15 protein-coding genes and 1 pseudogene are annotated in these 17,510 nt (G+C 61.7%); 7 read left to right on the top strand and 9 right to left on the bottom strand.

The annotated features are described in order from the left end of the window. Nucleotides 1-7 precede the first annotated feature (7 nt). Entirely contained in the window at nt 8-988 is a 981-nt protein-coding gene (gene tilS / locus ABRP87_RS06725) for a tRNA lysidine(34) synthetase TilS (protein WP_349868143.1), read from the bottom strand. Next, nucleotides 989-2,275 carry a D-alanyl-D-alanine carboxypeptidase/D-alanyl-D-alanine endopeptidase gene (dacB, locus tag ABRP87_RS06720; protein ID WP_349868142.1) on the bottom strand — a complete coding sequence of 429 codons (1,287 nt, stop codon included), beginning with the start codon at nt 2,273-2,275 and terminating at the stop codon, nt 989-991. An 82-nt stretch (nt 2,276-2,357) separates the two neighbouring features. Between dacB and ABRP87_RS06715 the strand changes: the two genes are divergently transcribed. Continuing rightward, on the top strand, nt 2,358-2,831 hold the full coding sequence (locus ABRP87_RS06715) for an inorganic diphosphatase (protein WP_035108560.1): 474 nt from the start codon (nt 2,358-2,360) through the stop codon (nt 2,829-2,831). 268 nt (nt 2,832-3,099) lie between these two features. After that, the gene (locus ABRP87_RS06710; protein ID WP_284869441.1) at nt 3,100-3,930 is read left to right on the top strand and encodes an endonuclease domain-containing protein; all 831 of its coding nucleotides are present in this window, start codon (nt 3,100-3,102) and stop codon (nt 3,928-3,930) included. A 177-nt stretch (nt 3,931-4,107) separates the two neighbouring features. On the opposite strand, the gene ABRP87_RS06705 is transcribed toward ABRP87_RS06710, so the two are convergent. Both ABRP87_RS06705 and ABRP87_RS06700 read right to left on the bottom strand, forming a co-directional pair. Next, nucleotides 4,108-5,508, bottom strand: a complete 1,401-nt coding sequence (locus tag ABRP87_RS06705) for an FtsX-like permease family protein (RefSeq protein ID WP_349868141.1) — start codon at nt 5,506-5,508, stop codon at nt 4,108-4,110. After that, complete coding sequence (locus ABRP87_RS06700; protein ID WP_349837727.1) at nt 5,505-6,191, bottom strand: ABC transporter ATP-binding protein; 687 nt, start codon at nt 6,189-6,191, stop codon at nt 5,505-5,507. The genes ABRP87_RS06705 and ABRP87_RS06700 overlap by 4 nt, the downstream gene beginning before the upstream one ends. On the opposite strand from ABRP87_RS06700, the pseudogene ABRP87_RS06695 reads away from it, so the two are divergent. The 5 genes and pseudogenes from ABRP87_RS06695 to ABRP87_RS06675 all read left to right on the top strand — a co-directional run bounded on the left by ABRP87_RS06695 (nt 6,190) and on the right by ABRP87_RS06675 (nt 12,396). Then, a pseudogene (locus ABRP87_RS06695) lies at nt 6,190-6,988 on the top strand (sensor histidine kinase). The gene ABRP87_RS06700 and the pseudogene ABRP87_RS06695 sit on opposite strands and share 2 nt — an antisense overlap. Beyond that, nucleotides 6,985-7,653, top strand: a complete 669-nt coding sequence (locus ABRP87_RS06690; RefSeq protein ID WP_349868140.1) for a response regulator transcription factor — start codon at nt 6,985-6,987, stop codon at nt 7,651-7,653. The pseudogene ABRP87_RS06695 and the gene ABRP87_RS06690 overlap by 4 nt, the downstream one beginning before the upstream one ends. A gap of 24 nt (nt 7,654-7,677) precedes the next feature. Next, nucleotides 7,678-7,974 (top strand): rhodanese-like domain-containing protein, encoded by a 297-nt coding sequence (locus ABRP87_RS06685; RefSeq protein WP_349868139.1) that lies wholly within the window; start codon nt 7,678-7,680, stop codon nt 7,972-7,974. A 37-nt stretch (nt 7,975-8,011) separates the two neighbouring features. Beyond that, nucleotides 8,012-8,470 carry a MarR family winged helix-turn-helix transcriptional regulator gene (locus tag ABRP87_RS06680; RefSeq protein WP_284869436.1) on the top strand — a complete coding sequence of 153 codons (459 nt, stop codon included), beginning with the start codon at nt 8,012-8,014 and terminating at the stop codon, nt 8,468-8,470. Between the two features lie 2 nt (nt 8,471-8,472). Beyond that, on the top strand, nt 8,473-12,396 hold the full coding sequence (locus tag ABRP87_RS06675; RefSeq protein WP_349868138.1) for a Pls/PosA family non-ribosomal peptide synthetase: 3,924 nt from the start codon (nt 8,473-8,475) through the stop codon (nt 12,394-12,396). Between the two features lies 1 nt (nt 12,397). Here ABRP87_RS06675 and ABRP87_RS06670 read toward each other — a convergent pair whose 3' ends face one another. The 5 genes from ABRP87_RS06670 to ABRP87_RS06650 all read right to left on the bottom strand — a co-directional run bounded on the left by ABRP87_RS06670 (nt 12,398) and on the right by ABRP87_RS06650 (nt 16,974). Then, nucleotides 12,398-13,918, bottom strand: coding sequence for a metallophosphoesterase family protein (locus tag ABRP87_RS06670; protein ID WP_349868137.1), 1,521 nt, complete (start codon nt 13,916-13,918; stop codon nt 12,398-12,400). A gap of 247 nt (nt 13,919-14,165) precedes the next feature. After that, on the bottom strand, nt 14,166-15,314 hold the full coding sequence (locus ABRP87_RS06665; protein ID WP_349868136.1) for an alpha/beta hydrolase: 1,149 nt from the start codon (nt 15,312-15,314) through the stop codon (nt 14,166-14,168). 253 nt (nt 15,315-15,567) lie between these two features. Continuing rightward, complete coding sequence (ppk2, locus tag ABRP87_RS06660; RefSeq protein WP_023023989.1) at nt 15,568-16,467, bottom strand: polyphosphate kinase 2; 900 nt, start codon at nt 16,465-16,467, stop codon at nt 15,568-15,570. Between the two features lie 150 nt (nt 16,468-16,617). Then, nucleotides 16,618-16,749, bottom strand: a complete 132-nt coding sequence (locus tag ABRP87_RS06655) for a hypothetical protein (protein WP_023023991.1) — start codon at nt 16,747-16,749, stop codon at nt 16,618-16,620. A gap of 45 nt (nt 16,750-16,794) precedes the next feature. Further along, nucleotides 16,795-16,974: a hypothetical protein gene (locus ABRP87_RS06650; protein ID WP_023023993.1), complete on the bottom strand. Its 180-nt coding sequence runs from the start codon at nt 16,972-16,974 to the stop codon at nt 16,795-16,797. Between the last annotated feature and the right edge of the window lie 536 nt (nt 16,975-17,510).

Genomic DNA, 17,510 nt, shown 5'->3' with positions numbered 1-17,510 from the left:
CGCTCCTTTAATGACCAGACAATAGTGCCAGTTTGCCACCTATACGTGCTACTTCCAACCTCTGCCCCGCTTGCCGCGCCGAACTCACAGCCACCGGCCCTTGTCCGTGCCAGTTGGTACACAGCTTGCCGATGCCCCCAATCCCCTCCCTTGTCACCTTCACTCCCCGCTCGATGAGCCAGGCCGCAATAGCGCGCCGGCGTCGCGGCTCCGGCAGCGCAACTAATTCCGCACAGTCCGCGGTGGCCGGCGTGGCGAGGTATTCTTCATCGCGCGCGGTATCCATCGCCGCTTGCGCCAACGCCGGCACTGCATCACCGCCGATGACCCGCGATAACTCCGGGATGATTTCTCGGCGCAGCGCTACCCGCCGAAAATCCGTATCCGCATTCTGCGGGTCCTGCCACACCTCTAGCCCCAGCTCCGCGCACGCGCCCTCCGTATCGGAACGGCGCACCTGCAGGAATGGCCGCACAATCCGCGCGCCTTCCACTACTGACTGCTCCGGCATGCCGGCCACCCGGCCGCGCAGGGCGCCAAGAAGGAGCGTTTCCGCCTGGTCATCGGCCGTATGCGCCACGGCAATCTCCAACGACCTTCCTCCTCTGCGCGAAGCTCCGTCTTCGCGCGCGGCCGCGGACATCGCTCGGTAGCGCTCTTGCCGAGCCACCGCTTCCAGCGAATTCCCCGCTTCGTCCGGCACTTGCACTTCGAGCACTCGTGCCCGCGCACCCAAGCTTTCTGCTTGCCGAGCGGCCCTTTCGGCCTGCTCACGCGAACCGTCTTGTAAGCCGTGGTCGACGCACAGCGCGATCACGTCATGACCCTCAGCTATCATCGCCGCGCACAGCGCCAGAGAATCGGCGCCGCCGGATAGCCCTACCGCCACGGTGTGATCCATCTTCGCCGCGCGGACCGCGCGCCGGCAGGCCAAAAAATGCGGCGAGACCCGCGGCCAAAATAGCGTTACTCCAGGCTGTGGGCTCATTTAAAACTCGTGCAGCGCCGCGGCGAGGTCATCTTGGGCAGCGCGCGCCGCCATAATCTCGCCATCATTGACCAAGAAGGCAAAGGAATATAAGCGCCCGGATTGGCCTTGCGCGGTGCCCGCCAGCGCGGAAACACCCGTCAAGGTGCCGGTCTTCGCGCGGACAAACCCCCGCGCCGCAGACTCCCCGTAGCGCTCGTGCAGCGTGCCGTCGCCACCTGCAACCGGCAAATACGCCGCCAAGGGGCGCAACTGCGGTTCCTCGACCGCGCCGTTGACAATCTCCGCCAACACGCTCGCGCTCAACCGGTTATCTACCGAAAGGCCCGAGTTGTCCTTGATATCCACGCCGCTGACGTCGAACCCGTGCTCGCGCAGCACATCCAGCGTGGCTTGGGTGTCGACCTGGAAGCTGGGCTGTTTGCCGCGGGCATCGGCAAGCTCGCGGGCAATGGCCTCCGCCATGACGTTATCGGAATGCCGCACCATCTCCAGCGCGCGCTCGCTCAGGGGCGCCGACTCGACGCTGGCCAGCTCCTCCGCACCGTCAGCCATCGTGCCCGCGGCGAATTTATCCGTGCCCAAGCGCTTGGCCAGCTCTCCCGCGACGTCGAGGGCCGGGGTGTGGCTGCGCGGGACATCGCCCTCCGTAGCGCCGATGCGACCACCGTACAGCATGGCCGGCTCCATGGGCGCGACGAAGCCCTCATCCACGTTCTCCGGATCCCAGCCCGGCGCCTGCGGCTCACCGGCCCACGCGGAGGTATCGATGTACACGTCCGCCACCTGGGTGCCGGTCTTTTCAATCTGTTCCGCGAGGTCATCGAGCTGCTCATTGGTCATCCAGACATCGCCAGCCGCCTTGACCACCACATTGTTCGGGTCCTTGCCGCGGTAGACCTTGGTGGTAATGCGCTTGGACTCATCCAGGGCTAGTGTTGCCGCGGCGGTGGTCAACACCTTCGTCGAGGAAGCCGGGGTCAGCGCCTTATCCGCATCGCGCTCCCAGACCACCGAGCCGGTCTCACTATCGATGACCTGCCCGCCAAAGTTGGCCAAATCCTCGCTCTTGCCCAGCTCATCGAGCTTCGCGCTGAGCGCCGCAAAATCCACGTCCTGCGCCTTAGCCGGCTGCAGGGGATTTTCCGGAGCCTGGACCGTTTCGGCCTCGCCATGCGAAAGATCGCCGTACTCGCGCTGGATGGTAACCCCCAGCGCAGCCGTGCCCCCGACCGCCGCCGTGACCACCAGCGCGGTTACTGACCACCAAACCTTCTTTGCTTTCATCGCCACTAACCCTAGCGCGGATGTGCGACGCGCTAGACTATTGACAGTAATTAATACCCAATCCCACATGGAGGACACCACTGTGAGCGTTGAAGTAACCATTGAAATCCCAAAGGGCTCCCGCAATAAGTACGAGGTGGACCACGAGTCCGGCAAGGTCTACCTGGACCGCTACCTGTTCACCCCAATGGCCTACCCCGCCGACTACGGCTTCATCGACCACACGCTTGGCGAAGACGGCGATCCCCTCGATGCCCTCGTCATCCTCCCTGAGCCCGTTTTCCCCGGCGTGATCGTTGAAGCCCGCATCGTCGGCGTGTTCAAGATGACCGATGAGGCCGGCGGCGACGACAAGCTGCTCGCCGTCATCGATGACCCGCGTTGGGAGCGCTACCAGGACATCGACGATGTGGAACAGCACATCAAGGACGAAATCGAGCACTTCTTCGTCCACTACAAGGACCTCGAGCCCAACAAGGAAGTTTCCGGTTCCGGCTGGGGCGATAAGGCCGAGGCCGAGAAGATTCTGGAAGAGGCCAAGGCTCGCCTGAAGTAGGCTTCGGGGCTTGCCGGGGGCTGCCGCTTTAGGGCTGGGCCCGTGCGTTTGCAGGGGCCGAGCTCGGCGTTTTAGGGCCATGAAGTCTGTTTTGAGGCCCAGCTGATGCGTTTTGACAAATAGGCCGCGGAAACCGCGGGGTTTTAGGCCACTATTTGTTAAAACGCATCAAGAACGCTTCAAGAACGCATCAACAAGCACCCAGCCGCGCTAACCAACCGCCCAACCGCGCCACACAACCTTCGCTTCGGGGGATCGAGGGATACGAATGGAAATTTTTCGGGGGAAAAGTGCCGCTCAGCAAGCGGTACGCCACGGTGCCGTCCGGATCGCCAACGGCTTCTGCTTGTCAGAGGAGCCGACGCCGAACCAACTGGCGCGCATCATGAGCGAGGAATGGCCGGATTGCGCGCTGGATGGCTACTCGGCCGCGCTCAAGCACGTGGAGAAGCCGCTGCGCTTTCCGCTGGAGTTCCTGCGCAGCTCATCGCTGCCGTCGAGTAAGTACTTCACTTCGCGCCGCGCCCGGCCGAAGGGCGCGTTGACCTGGGACGGCGTCACCGTGTGCAATCCACTACAGGCGGTCGAGGCGATGCCGGAGGATGATGCGGTCGCCTTCCTCGAGGACTTTTATTCCGGCAAGGACGGGGTCAGCCGCCTGGAGCTGAATAAGCTGGATTACCAGCGGTTTCCGCGGCCGGTAAAGCGCGCCTTGGACAGGGCGATCATCGGCACGGATAGCGTGCCGGAACGCCAGTTAACGCGCGCCCTCGCGCCGCATTTCGCGGTCCAGAACAATATAAAAATAGGCCCCTACCACTGGGATCTGGTGATTAAGGAGCACAAGATTGCCATCGAGGTCGATGGCTACGCCTACCACCGGGGAGAAAACCGCCGCCAGTTTGAGTTGGACCGGCACAAGCTTAACGATGCCGTGCATCGCGGCTGGAAGCCCCTCCACTTCACCGCGACGACGATTGACCACTACCCGGATTTCGTGGTGCAGCAGGTAAAGGCCACCGCCAAGAATAAGCGGCCCTTTGCGCGTCCTCCCTGGCAGTGGCACCGCTTGTGGCGGCATGAAGGCGCGCGGGGCTAGAGCAAGGCCCAGCGCAACAGTCGCGCAGCGGCGAAACAAAGGCTGGCGAGACAGCTGACCAGCGCAAAGCTCAGAACAGGCGCAGCCGGGCCAGGAGGCGGGTCAGCCGGGCCAGAGTCTGGGCCAGGGCCAAGGCCCAAACCCCAGAACCACAGCCCGGCGCGCCCGAGGAAACGCCTATTCCTTGCGGCGGCTGCTGTGGAGAACGTGGCCGCGCAGGGGCTCGACGAGCGCGATGGCGAGGAAGGTTACCGCCCAACCCAGGGCGAGGAAACCGAAGGACATCAGGAACCGCCCGGCGAGGTCAATATCTTCGCCCTCGAGAGCGCTAAAGAACATCAGCGCCGCGATGCTGCCACCGAAGAGGAAGCCGAAGACGCTGAGCGCGACGATAGGCCCCATCACAGCGAGGGTGTTCGTGCGGAATTGGAAGCGGCGCGGCACGCCCATCAGGTCGAGGGAGCGGATGAGATCCTTGTCCTCGAAGGCGGACGATACTTGGCCGAGGAAGATGGACATGCTGGTCAGCGCGAAGCCGAAGAGCAAGGTCAGGATGACGCCGGTGGAGACGTCCCGGAACATGATGCCCGTTTCTTGTTCTTCCTTGATCGCCGTAGTCAATGCATCGGTGCCCATGGGCGCGCCCATGAGGAAGCCGGCGAGGAAACCGAAGAAGCCGATTGTCGCGCTTTGCCGCCAGGCGCGGCGGGCGTTGGCGCCCACGCGCTGGCAGGCCACGAGGTGTGCGGTGCCGGGGAGCAAAGCCAAAAGGCGCGCACCTATTTGCAAAAGGTAGGGCGCGACCAGGTTGATACTCATGACCACCGCGAAGAGTACGACGGCCACGGAGATTTCGGGCGGGCCGGATTGGCCTTTGAGCAGGGCACCGCCGATGGCGACGATAAGGAGGAAGGCGATGAGGCGCCACCATCGGAAAGCGGCGGGCATCTGGCGTTTAGCCACGCCGAGAGGGCTAACGCGCACACGCCGCATGCCGGCAAGCGCCGCGGCGAGGGCGAGGAGGAAGAGGACTGCGGCCACCGCGAGGTATCCCCACCAGGGCAGGATGATTTCCTCGAAGGCAACGGGGCGGTCTTGGAATTTCACGTGCGTGAAGACGGGGGCGATAAGTACGCTGATGAGCCAGCCCAGCACGATGCCGATAAGCGCTTGGATGCCGGTCTCCACCGCGGCCATGCGCTCGACCTGGTGGGAGCTTAGGCCCAGCAGGCGGAGGGTAGACAGGCGCTGTTCCCTGCCGGAGGCGCCGAGGACGGCGGCCTGTGCGGTCAGGTTGAAGAGTGCGGGAACGATGAAGGCGCAGGCCATGAGCGCGAGGACAAACCAGGGCAGGAAGTAATCTTCCGGGGTGTCGCCGGCAGCGGCGCGCAGGGCGGGCACGGCGTCTTCTGGGTGGTGGGCGCGCTGCCAGAACATCCAGGTGCCGCCGGCGACGAGGAAGGCGACGGCGGAGCCCAGCGTCAGGCTCACGATGGCGAGCACGCTGACGATGCCCGCACCGGAGCGGGCGCGGATGGATTCGCGCTGGAGGCCGAGGACTAGGGTCGCGGTATTCATGGCTGCACCCCCAGGCGGCGGTCATCGTGAATGATGCCGTCGCGGATTTCCACGCGGCGCTGCATCCAGTCCGCCACTTTGGGGTCATGGGTGACCATGACCAGGCTGGCGCCGGATTGGCGCACGGTAGTGGTCAGCATCTGCATGACCTCGTGGCCGGTGGCTTGGTCGAGGGCGCCGGTGGGTTCATCGGCAAAGATGACGCCGGGGTTGGCCACGAGAGCGCGGGCGATGGTCACGCGCTGGGCTTGGCCGCCGGAGACTTGGGCGGGGCGGCGGTCCGCGAGGTCGCCGAGCCCGAGCTGGTCGAGCAGGGACATGGCCTTCGAACGGGCCGCGCGCCGGCCCAGACCGTTGAGCATCGCGGGCAGCGCGACGTTGTCCAAGTTGGTCAGCTCCGGCAGCAGCTGGCCGTCTTGGAAGACGAAGCCGAAGTGGCGGAGGCGGGTGCGGGAGCGGGCGGCATCGGAAAGCGTGGAGATGACTTCGTCGCCAAAGCGGACGCTGCCGTCGGTGGGCGTGAGCACGCCGGACATGCAGTGCAGCAGCGTGGATTTGCCGGAGCCGGAGGGCCCCATGATGGCGACGAGCTCGCCTGGGGTGATGTCCAGGGTGATGCCGGCCAGCACGGGGCCGCCGCCGAAATCCTTCGTGATGTCGTGGAGGGAAAGTGTCTGTGTCATGCTGTTCATTTCACCGTGCCGGGCGCGCTATTCCTACAGCGCTAAGGATACTTTCCGGGTAGTGCTAGCTTTACCCCTGCCCGGGGCGCGCGCGATTAGGCTTGGGGGCGTGTTTTTCAGCAAGAAGCAGGCCACCAGCAATGAGGAGCGGCAGGCGCGGGTCATCGCGGAGCTGACGGCCTCGCGCCGCGCGATTGCGGATGCCTACGAGGTGGAGCGCGCCCGCATCGAGCGGGATCTGCACGATGGCGCGCAGCAATATTTGGTGGCGGCAAGCATGAAGCTGGGCGAGGCCCTTCTCGATGCCACCGGCGCCGAGGCCGAGCTGCTGGAGGCCGCGAAGCGGGACGTGGATCGCGGCCTGCGCTCGCTGCGCGCGACGGTGCACGGCATTCACCCGCAGGTCCTCCAGGATCACGGTTTGGTCGCCGCGCTTGCCGATGCCGCCTCCGCCCACGGCCCCCACGTCAGCGTCTACGCCCCACACCCGTTGCCGCAGCTTTCCGCCAGCGTACTGGCCTGCGGTTATTTCTTCGGTACCGAGGCGCTGACCAATGCCGCGAAACACGCGCCGGGCGCGCCGGTCTCGGTGCTCATCACCTCGGATGCGGCGCTGCATATCTCGGTGGTGGATGAGGGCCCGGGTGGAGCCGGGGCGCGGGCTTTCCGGCATGGCCGAGCGGCTGGCGGCCTTTGGCGGGGAGATGTCGCTGTCCTCGCCGGAAGGCGGCCCAACGCGGGTAAGGTGCACGATTCCGCTCCTCTTGGAGCGCGGGCAGACGGGAGTATCAGCATGAGTGGATTGAGGATTGTGATTGCGGATGACTCCGCGATCCTGCGCGAGGGCCTTGCCGGGCTGTTGGAGCGCCGTGGCCACGAGGTTGTGGGCAGGGCGGGAACGGCGGTGGAGCTGGAGGGGGTCATCGGCAAGCTGAGTGCCCAGTTGCCGGATGTGGTGATAACGGATGTGCGCATGCCACCGGAGATGGGCGATGATGGGCTGAAGGCGGCGGTGGCGCTGCGCCGCGCCTATCCGGGCCTGCCGGTGATGGTGTTATCGCAGTACGTGGCGCCGGCGTATGCGGTAGCGCTGTTTGATTCCCCGGATGCGGGCACCGGGTACCTGCTCAAGGATCGCGTCTCTGAGGTGCGCGACTTCCTGGCCAGCCTCGAGGTGGTGGCCCAGGGTGGCACGGTCATTGATCCGACGGTGGCGCAGGCGCTGATGCGCTCTGGGCGCAGCGGGTTGGGCGAGCTGAGCCCGCGCGAGCGCGAGGTCCTAGAGCTGATGTCGCGCGGGAAGTCCAATAAGGACATCGCCGCCGAGCTGGTGCTCTCGGGCGCTGCGGTGGCCAAGCACGTCTCCAATATCTTTACCAAGCTGCGCCTGGACCCCAGCGAGGATAACCGCCGCGTGAAGGCAATCTTGCAGTATCTGTCCGCGGCCACCTACGGCGGCTAGCGCGCGGCACGTAGACTGCGGGGTATGCAAAACGTACAGCCAATCGAAGTTCCAGCAGGCGCGCAGCTTATCGATGTGCGCGAAAACGACGAATGGGCCACCGTGCATGCGGAGGGCGCCACCCATATTCCCATGAGCGAGATAACGGGTCGCATCCAGGAAATTGATCCGGACCGAGATATTTATGTGATTTGCCACCTAGGCGGACGCAGCGCGCAGGTGTGCCAGTATTTGGAGAACTCCCTGGGCTGGGACGTTATTAATGTCGAGGGCGGCACCGATAAGTGGGAAGCGGATGGCCTGCCCGTCGTTCGCAATTAATTGGCCTTTACCCATCTTTTGAGATTATGATGATGGTATGGCTTCCACTAATAATTCTGGCATACCAACCTCCCTGCTCGAATCCCCGTCCTTTCAGCTAGAGCGCCTGCGCCGTCGCACCCGCGATGGCGTCGAGGTGGCTCTGCAGACGAAGCAGACGACCATCCGCGAGTTCTGGGTGCTTACCTGCCTCGTCGAGGCGGATGCCGCCTCCCAGTCCTACCTGTCTGACACATTGGCCATCGACGCCTCCGATATGGTGCGGCTTATTGATGCCCTCGAGGAGCGCGGCTGGGCCAAGCGCGAGCGCGATCCCAAGGACCGCCGCCGCCAGATCGTGGCGTGCACCAAGAAGGGCACCAAGACCCACAAGGACTTGGCGGAGCTCGTCACCAACGCCGAGGATGACGCGCTCGACGTATCCACCAATAAGCAGCTCAAGCACCTGCGCAAGCTGGCCAAGGCCATCATCGCTGCGGACGAGGACGAGGCATAAGCATGGACGAGCCCGAAGAATGTAGTAGGCCTAATACAGAACTTCCCAGCGTCCCGCAGCAGTACCTCCTGCGCGATCTGGCCCCGCGCCCGCGCACGCTGTGGGACATCATCACGACCACCGCTGAGATTCATCCAGAAGCCGCCGCGCTTGATGATGGCGAGATCATCACCTACGCCGAACTCATCCACGAGGTCCAGCTGTGGGCCACAGAGCTGCACGTCAATGGCGTGCGCCGCGGCGATCGCATCGGCATCCGGATGACGTCTGGCAAGCGCGATCTCTACCTCGCCATCCTGTCCACTCTGGCCGCCGGCGCGGCCTACGTGCCGGTGGATGCGGACGATCCGGATGAACGCGCGGAGATGGTCTTTGGTGAGGCCGATATCGATGGCTTGTTTAGCGATGACGGCTTCCGCTTCCTGCGCGAAAAACCGCGCCACGCGGCCAAAGGCGTCGAAGCCCCGCGGCCCGAAGACACTGCGTGGATCATCTTTACCTCCGGTTCCACGGGCAAGCCGAAGGGCGTTGCCGTCAGCCACCGCTCGGCGGCCGCCTTTGTGGACGCGGAGGCCAGCCTCTTCCTCGTCGATCACCCCCACGGCCCGCTCGGCCCGGAAGACCGCGTGCTGGCCGGGCTTTCGGTTGCCTTCGACGCATCCTGTGAGGAGATGTGGCTGGCCTGGGGCCACGGCGGCTGCCTGGTCCCGGCACCGCGTTCCTTGGTGCGGTCCGGCATGGACCTTGGTCCGTGGCTGATTCGCCGCGATATCACCGTCGTCTCCACGGTTCCCACCCTGGCGGGCCTGTGGCCAGCGGAAGCACTGGATAATATCCGCCTGCTCATCGTCGGCGGCGAGGCCTGCTCCCAGGAATTGGTGGACCGGCTAGCCACCGAGGACCGCGAGATGTGGAATACCTACGGCCCCACTGAGGCCACGGTCGTCGCCTGCGCGCAACGGATGATTCCAGGGCGCGCGGTTTCGATCGGTTTGCCGCTGAATGGGTGGGACCTGGTGGTCATCGATAAGCAGGGGCAACCCGTTGGCCTGGGTGAAACCGGCGAATTGGTCATCGGTGGCGTGGGCCTGGCCAGCTACCTGGACCCGCAGAAGGATGCGGAGAAGTACGCGCCGCTGGAATCCATGGGCTGGCAGCGCGCCTACCGCACCGGCGACCACGTGCGCCTGGAAGAAGACGGCCTGTATTTTGTGGGCCGCGTGGATGACCAGGTAAAGATTGGCGGGCGCCGCATCGAGCTGGGTGAGGTCGATGCGAACGTCGCCGCGCTGGATAACGTCTACAACTCCGCCGTGGCCGTGCAAAAGACCCCGGGCGGTGAATCCGTGCTGGTGGGATACGTCTCGCTGGAAGATGAGGCGCGCGGTTTTAACCACGGCGTGGCCCACGAACGGCTGGCGGAAACCATGCCTGCGGCGCTGGTCCCGCGCATCTGCGTGATGGATGAGCTGCCGGTGCGCACCTCCGGCAAGGTGGATAAGAAGGCGCTGCCGTGGCCGCTGCCCGGCGTTGGCGTGGAATCGACCACGCTGACGGAGACCGAGAAGTGGCTAGCCGAGCTCTGGGTCGAGACCCTCGGCGTATCCGTGGAGGATGAGAACGCCGATTTCTTCGACCTTGGCGGTACCTCCCTGGCCGCGGCGACGCTGGTGGGCCACATCCGCGATCGCTACCCCACCGTGGCCGTGCGCGATCTCTATGACCACCCGCGGCTAGGTTCGCTGGCGGAGCTCATCGCCGGCGCCGAACCGCGCCCCGAAGCGGAACAACAGAAACCGCTGCGCGAGGTCACTCCGGTTGGCGCGAAGACCCACGTGGCGCAAACGCTGCTGCAGATCCCCGCCATGACGCTGGCGGCGACCACCTGGCTGGCCTGGCTCATGCTGGGCTCGACCGTGGCCTCCGCCTTGGGCGTCGAGTGGGCGCAGCCCTTCCCGTGGTGGCTGGTCATCGCCCTAGTGCTCATCTTTGCCACGCCGCTGGGGCGCATCCCCATCGGCGGCTTTGGCGCGCGCCTGATTACCGCAGGCATCACGCCCGGCGATTACCCGCGCGGTGGCTCGACCCACCTGCGTATCTGGGCCGCGGAGCGGTGGGCCGATGCCTCCGGTTCGCGCTCGATTGCCGGTGCCACCTGGGTCAATAACTACGCGCGCGCCCTGGGCGTGAAGATAAAACGCGGCGTGGACCTGCACTCGCTGCCACCGGTGACGGGCCTGCTTACCCTGGGCAAGCACGCCGCGGTGGAGCCGGAGGTCGATCTCACCGGCTACTGGCTCGACGGCGACGTGCTCCACGTCGGCGCCATCGACATCAAGGAAGGCGCCCGCGTGGGCGCGCGCTCTACCCTGCTGCCTGGCACCGTGGTGGGCAAGTACGCCCACGTGGAGGCGGGTTCCACCGTCACCGGCCGCAAGAAGATCAAGGACGGCCAGCGCTGGTCCGGCTCGCCCGCCAAAAAGGTGGGCCGTTCCAAGCACCGCTTCCCCTCCAAGCCGCCGAAGCGCCGCCCCTGGTGGGTAGCCATTTACGGCGCGACCTCCCTGCTTTTGGCCGCGCAGCCGCTCATCGCGCTGCTTATCGGGGCCATCGTGGATTTGGCGCTGGTGCATTCCACGGCCGGCAACCGCTTCATCGGCGCGGTGCTCTTCGCTCCCCTCGCGGCGCTTGCGGCCTTTGCCACCTACATGCTGCAGACCTGGCTGGGCGTGCGCATATTGTCCATCGGCATCTCGCCCGGCGTGAACCCGGTGCGCTCTGCCGCCGGCTGGCGCCTGTGGGCCATCGAGCGCCTCATGGATGAGGCCCGCACGCAGCTCTTCCCGCTCTATGCCTCGCAGCTGACCCCGCGGTGGCTGCGCGCTCTGGGCGCGCGCATTGGCAAGGACGTGGAGATTTCCACCGCCGTGATGATCCCCGCATTCACGGACGTCAAAGACGGCGCCTTCCTTGCCGATGACACCATGATCGGCGGCTACGAGCTCGGCGGCGGCTGGATTCACTCCGGCGAGGCCAAGGTGGGCAAGCGCTCCTTCGTGGGCAACTCCGGCATTACCGCACCTGGGCGCAAACTTTCCAAGAACTCCCTGGTCGCGGTGCTGTCCTCCACCCCGAAGAAGACGAAGTCCGGGGCCAACTGGTGGGGTTCCCCGCCAGAGCGCATGCGGCGCGTTACCGCGCAGATCGATGCCCCCGCCGAGTCCGCCGAGGCGCTGACCTACAACCCGGGCTTCAAGCTCAAGGCCGCCCGCGGCGTGGTGGAGACCATGCGCCTGCTCGCGCCGATGTTCTCGGCTATGCTGCTCGCCGCCACCCTGGGGACGCTGTATCACCTGCTTGCCGATGTCGGCTTCCTCGCCACCTGGGCCCTTTCCGGCCTCGTGCTCATGGCAATGGGTGCCATCGCCATGGCCGTGACCATCGCCGTGAAATGGATCTGCGTGGGCAGGCACAGCGCGGCCGACCACCCGCTGTGGAGCGTATTCGTGTGGCTCAACGAGCTCCAAGATACCTTCGTGGAGGTCGTCGCCGCCCCGTGGTTCTTCCAGCACACCTACGGCACAGGAGAGATCAACCTGGGCCTGCGGGGGCTGGGCGTGGACATCGGCAAGGGCGCCTGGATCGATTCCTACTGGTTCCCAGAAACCGATCTCTGCCACGTCGGCGCCGGTGCCTCCGTGGGGCCTGGCACCGTGGTGCAGACCCACCTATTCCAGGACCGCGTGATGAGCCTGGATACCGTCACCATCGAGGCCGGCTCCACGCTCGCCTCCCACTCGGTGGCGCTGCCTGCCTCGCTCATTGGTGAATCCAGCACCGTCGGGCCCGGTTCGCTGGTCATGCGCGGTGACCGCGTCCCCGCCAACGCCACCTGGCAGGGCAACCCCATCGAACCGTGGGGATAACCTACCGCGCGAAATCCTGATATTTAATCATTTCGCCGGACTTAAAATCCCAAGCCTCTACTCGGACGCGGTCAGCAAAGACCTTGACCCGCAGTCCAGTAGAGGCTTCTTCCTTTTCTTTAACGATCTTTTCGTCATTATCGCCGTCCGGCATGTACTCATTGAGGATGGCGCCGGTGTTAACCACTGGGAAACCAGTGCGGCCGGACTCACCGGTACCGTCGTAGCGGCGGGTACCCCACCAGTTATTCTGGTTCAGCGAAGAATGGCTATGGCTACTAAACCAGACGATGTTGTTGTACTTATTGACCACATTGGACAATGCCTCAAGATCTTCAAAGTCATTCTGGTACCACGCCGAGTGAGACATGGACACTGTCTGTGGCAACAGCGGGTGGCTAAATACCAGTGCCGGGATCCCTTTGGCATCCCAGTAGGCTAGGCGCTCATCCAACCAGTTGAGCTGTTCTTTGCTAATACGCTGGAACGGCTCCTTGCCGTGGCGCAGAAGATCAGAATAGAACTCGGTATTGATGGAAATCATCGGTACCCCATCAACAATTTCTTCTTTCCATGGCTTGTCCTGCCCAGAGTATTTAAGGAAGCGGTCCATGTACGCCTTGGATCCTTCTTTGCCATACATTTCATGGTTACCGATGGTCCACAATTCCTTCCCCGACTGATGAGGTACTTTTTTATGCGCAGCCAGGAAGGCATCCCACTGTTCCTGTGAGCCATCGTCTACTAGGTCGCCATTGAGGACCAGCGCCCCCGCCTTATCCTCCATGCCGTTGAGTTGGCGCACCGCATCTTTATAATCTTCCGGGTCACCCTGAATATCGCTGAGTACGTCCACAACAGCTTGCGGTGCTCCGATCTCCTGGCTTAGCGGTTTAATAACGCCTACGTTATCTACCGCCCACCACCAATCATCGTTGCCGTGGTTGTACTTAAAGCTCACCTGCATGTTCTTCGTCCCGGCAGGTACGTCTACCCCAATAGATTCGTGTTTGGAAAAGACGTCTTGATTAAATGTTGCGATCTCCTGCGGCTTTCCACCATCGAAGGAGACTTGCACCGTAGCGTTTTGCCCGTCCTTGCCTTGGCGGTAGTGGTGATCAAATTCCACATTTACGCGGTCTTGACCAGCAACTGCAATCTCCGGGCTGGTCAGCTCCGCATTCATCGAATCGCCCTCTGCCAGGCGCTGCTGTTTATTGTCGATGATGGCAAATTTGTCATGCGCCTGGGTAAAATAGTGGCGCATATCGGTTCCTGAGGCCCAAGTCCAGTGGCGCATATCCCCAAAAGTCCAGCCTTTCCACCGAGCCTCACCCGAATCTACACCCTCGACATTCGCCTTCCATCCATCCGGTGCGCGGTGTGTAAACCACGCTGGGGTGTCAATCTCGTCAAAACTTTCCTGCCACAAGACTCGCGATGGCGATGCTAGGTGTTCCTCTTCCTCACCACTGTCATCATCTGCGGCCGAGCCCTCCATCTGAGGCGACCGCGAAGACATGTCTGAGGGGTCTTGTGAGGAAAGTGAAGAGCCAGAGGACAGCGCATTCAGCGACGACTGCGCCGCCGCATACGGTGCGCATGCAATTGTTGAAAGGGCCAAGATAGATGAGAAAGCACAGAGTTGACGTTTCATAACTATTTTTGTATCCAACCCGGGCAACGAAGGGGTTACATATGCGTAAACTCTTGGCAATCACTGTGGATATGCCAAGAGTTTCAGCTAGAAACGCGTCACAAGAACCGTGCTACACGTGGCGGTCCAGCCAGTCCACCACGGTGTCGAGGGCCTGGTCAGCGGCTGGCTCGTTGAAGACTTCGTGCTTCTGGCCCTCCCAGTTGATGTATTCCACGTCATCAGAGGAAATGGAGTTGTACCAGTCCTGGGAGAAGTATGGCGGAACGATGCCGTCCTTGGTGCCGTGCATGATAAGCGTCGGCGCGGTGAACAGGTCCGCGTTCACAGCATCGTAGGTAGCGATGGCACCCAGCTGCAGCGCGGTACCGGCGCTGGTCTTTTGCGCGATGAGCGGGCTAGACGCATACTCGTCCTTTACGGCCTGGCTGGTGGAAATGCCCTCCGTGAAGGGGTTGGACAGCATGATCTTCTTAGAAAGCTCCGGCGACTGCGCACCAATGTGGGTGCGGTGCGGGATTAGGTTCTGCGCGTAGTGGGCGTTGAAGCTGGTGATATCCGCCAACGGCAGGCGCTCGAACAGGGTGGGGTCGAGCTGCTTTTGCACCTCAGAAATCTCGTCCGGGGTGATGGTCCGGCCGGTTGCCTTCTTGCCGGACAGGTTCAACGGTGCACCGCCGCCGTTGGTGATGATGCCGTCGACCTTGCCAGGTTCACGAATGCCGTACGCCTGGACGGTCAGGGCGCCCATGGAGTGGCCCAGCAGGAAGGTCTTTACATCAGGGTGCTCACCCTTGGCCATGTCGACGACGCGGTCGAAGTCATTGAGGATGTACTGGAAGTTATCGATGTGCCCCAGCGGCGTGCTGCCGGAGGCAGACTTGCCGTGTCCACGGTGGTCCAGGCGGTAGACGTTGTAGCCAGCGTCCAACAGGCGCTTGGCCACGTAGTCATAGCGGCCAGAGTGCTCAGAAACGCCGTGTGCCAACACAACGTTGCCGCGTGGGTTTTCTACCAGCTGCTTGCGGTAGTAAATCTTCACACCCTCGCCGTCGTGGCTATCGAAATAGCCGTCTTCATCGGCGATCTGCTTATCAGAAACGGTGGAGCGACCGAGCACGTCGGTCTTATCCGCCGTTGCTTCTGCTACTGGCTGTCCTTCGCCAGCAAAGGCGGTAGCGGTGAGCGTTCCCGATACTGCGATGGGCGCCATGGATACAGCGGTTGCGGTAGCCAAAACGCACAGTTTCTTCCTCATCATGTACGTACTCCTTATAGTGGTTTGTATCACGCATACTGATAGGATGACTCTTAAGTCACTTTGATAATAGTTTCCCAGGGAACGTAATTCAAGTATTTTTTATTTATGGTTGCCAATTTCCTAAGAAATATCCGTGAAAACCATCATCACCACCGTAAAGAAGGTTAAGCCTCCTCAGAGGCCTTAGACATAGCAAAGCGGGAAGACCGATCTCCTCGATCTTCCCGCTCAACGGCGCTAGAGATTAACGCTACTAGTCACCAATCTGGTCGCGGCCGCGCTTGACGATGTTCCCGTCAGGCTCACCCACCACGTCATAATCTTTATTGGTGTATTCGAACTTGGACAAGACATACCGCATTGCGTTGACGCGGGCGCGCTTCTTGTCATTGGACTTGATAGTAATCCACGGCGATTCCTCAGTATCCGTATAACGGAACTGCTCTTCCTTCGCGCGCGTGTAGTCATCCCACTTATCCAGAGATGCCAAGTCCATCGGCGAAAGCTTCCACTGGCGCACCGGGTCAATCTGACGGATAGCAAAGCGCGTGCGCTGTTCCTTCCGGGTAACGGAGAACCACAGCTTGGTCAGCGAAATACCCGATCCCAGGATCATGTTTTCTAGCATGGGCACCTCGCGCAGGAACTCCGCGTGCTGGGACTCGGTACAAAAGCCCATCACTCGCTCAACACCGGAGCGGTTGTACCACGAGCGGTCAAAGAAGACGATTTCGCCGGCAGCCGGGAAATGCTCGATATAGCGCTGGAAATACCAGGAGGTGGACTCACGTGGGGATGGCTTTTCCAACGCGACGGTGCGCGCACCACGCGGGTTCAAGTGCTCATTGAAGCGCTTGATGGTTCCGCCCTTACCGGCAGCATCGCGACCCTCAAATAAAATGATGTGGCGCTGGCCAGTTTCCTTGGTCCAGTTCTGCCACTTCAATAGCTCAATTTGAAGTGCGCGCTTAATGGACTCGTATTCATTGCGAGTCATACGCTCTTCATAAGGGTAATTCTCTCGCCACGTCTGCACCGGAGAGCCATCCGGCATGATCAGCGACGGGTCATCCTCATCCGTTCCGTCAACGACGAAGCCGTCGGTTTTTGCAAGGTCAATCTCAGGAAGGTCGTCGTCTTTAATATCAGCCATGCACTTAGTGTAACCCGAATGTAGACATCTAGCGCGCTAACTTTTCGCAGGTGCACCCCAAAAATAAAGGAAAGAAAAACGAAAAAAGACCTACCGAAACCGGTAGGTCTTCCTTGTTTAGTAAGCCTTAAGGCTCACCCGAGGATGCTCTTAGACGAACATGCCGATCAGCTGGGATGCACCGTTAGCAATGTCGATGAACGGGCTAACAATGTCGTGGCCAGCTTCTACGATGGTGTTAGCTACGCCGTTTGCCTTGGAGGAAAAAGTGATGATTTCCATTATGGTCTCCTTAAAATGGGATGGAAAGTAATCCGGTTTAGATTACTAGGAAGACAGTTCGGTGATTGCGTCCGGCAAAGCTGCCTCAGTAGCAGTCTCAGCTGCGTTCTTCAAGTTACCAAAGGAAAGAATCTCGGTAACGCCGGACAGTACCTTGTACCAGCCTTCCTGGGTGTTTACGAAGTTGTCTAGGTGCATCTGGATGGTGGCGAGATCCACGTTCATGTTTTTCTCCTCGAATAGGTCCGAAGCTTGTACCCCGAAAGGGCTGTGCAATGTGCAGGCACCCTCGGTGGGCGCTACGAGAAGTATTTTGCCATAGGGCTTCAGCGAAGCAACCCCAGATTTCCAGAAACCTTCTCAGCTCCTTAAGTTTTCATAAAAGATTTTCACTGGATTTTTACTTCAACTGTTTACCTTAATTACAAATGTATGCCACTGAACTGGGGCTACCGCACAGCCCCTTCGTCGCAAGGTTAAGGAAAAATTAACATCGTAAGGATTGATGATGAATTTTCCTATCAATGCGGTGCTGGAGATTTATATGGAATTAGTTTTCATTACTGCGGTTTTTGCCCGCTTTTTACCCTAATACGGGGTTAGTTCCGGTAACTAAAGGCGATTGAAGCGGCTGCCGATGTAACGAAAAGTAGATCCCAAGCTATACAAACGGATCCGTTCGTATCCTCTGGTTCCTCAAAGGGGGATCCGCCCCAGCGCTTCACAGAAGGGGCATAAAACGCCGCTGTGCCCCTCGCCGC

Origin of the sequence: Corynebacterium sp. KPL2830 (genome assembly GCF_040225635.1) — a bacterium.
In the GTDB taxonomy this organism is placed as follows: Bacteria; Actinomycetota; Actinomycetes; order Mycobacteriales; family Mycobacteriaceae; genus Corynebacterium.
The sequence above is the reverse complement of the archived record's forward strand: the minus strand, read 5'-3'. Positions and strand labels throughout refer to the sequence as shown.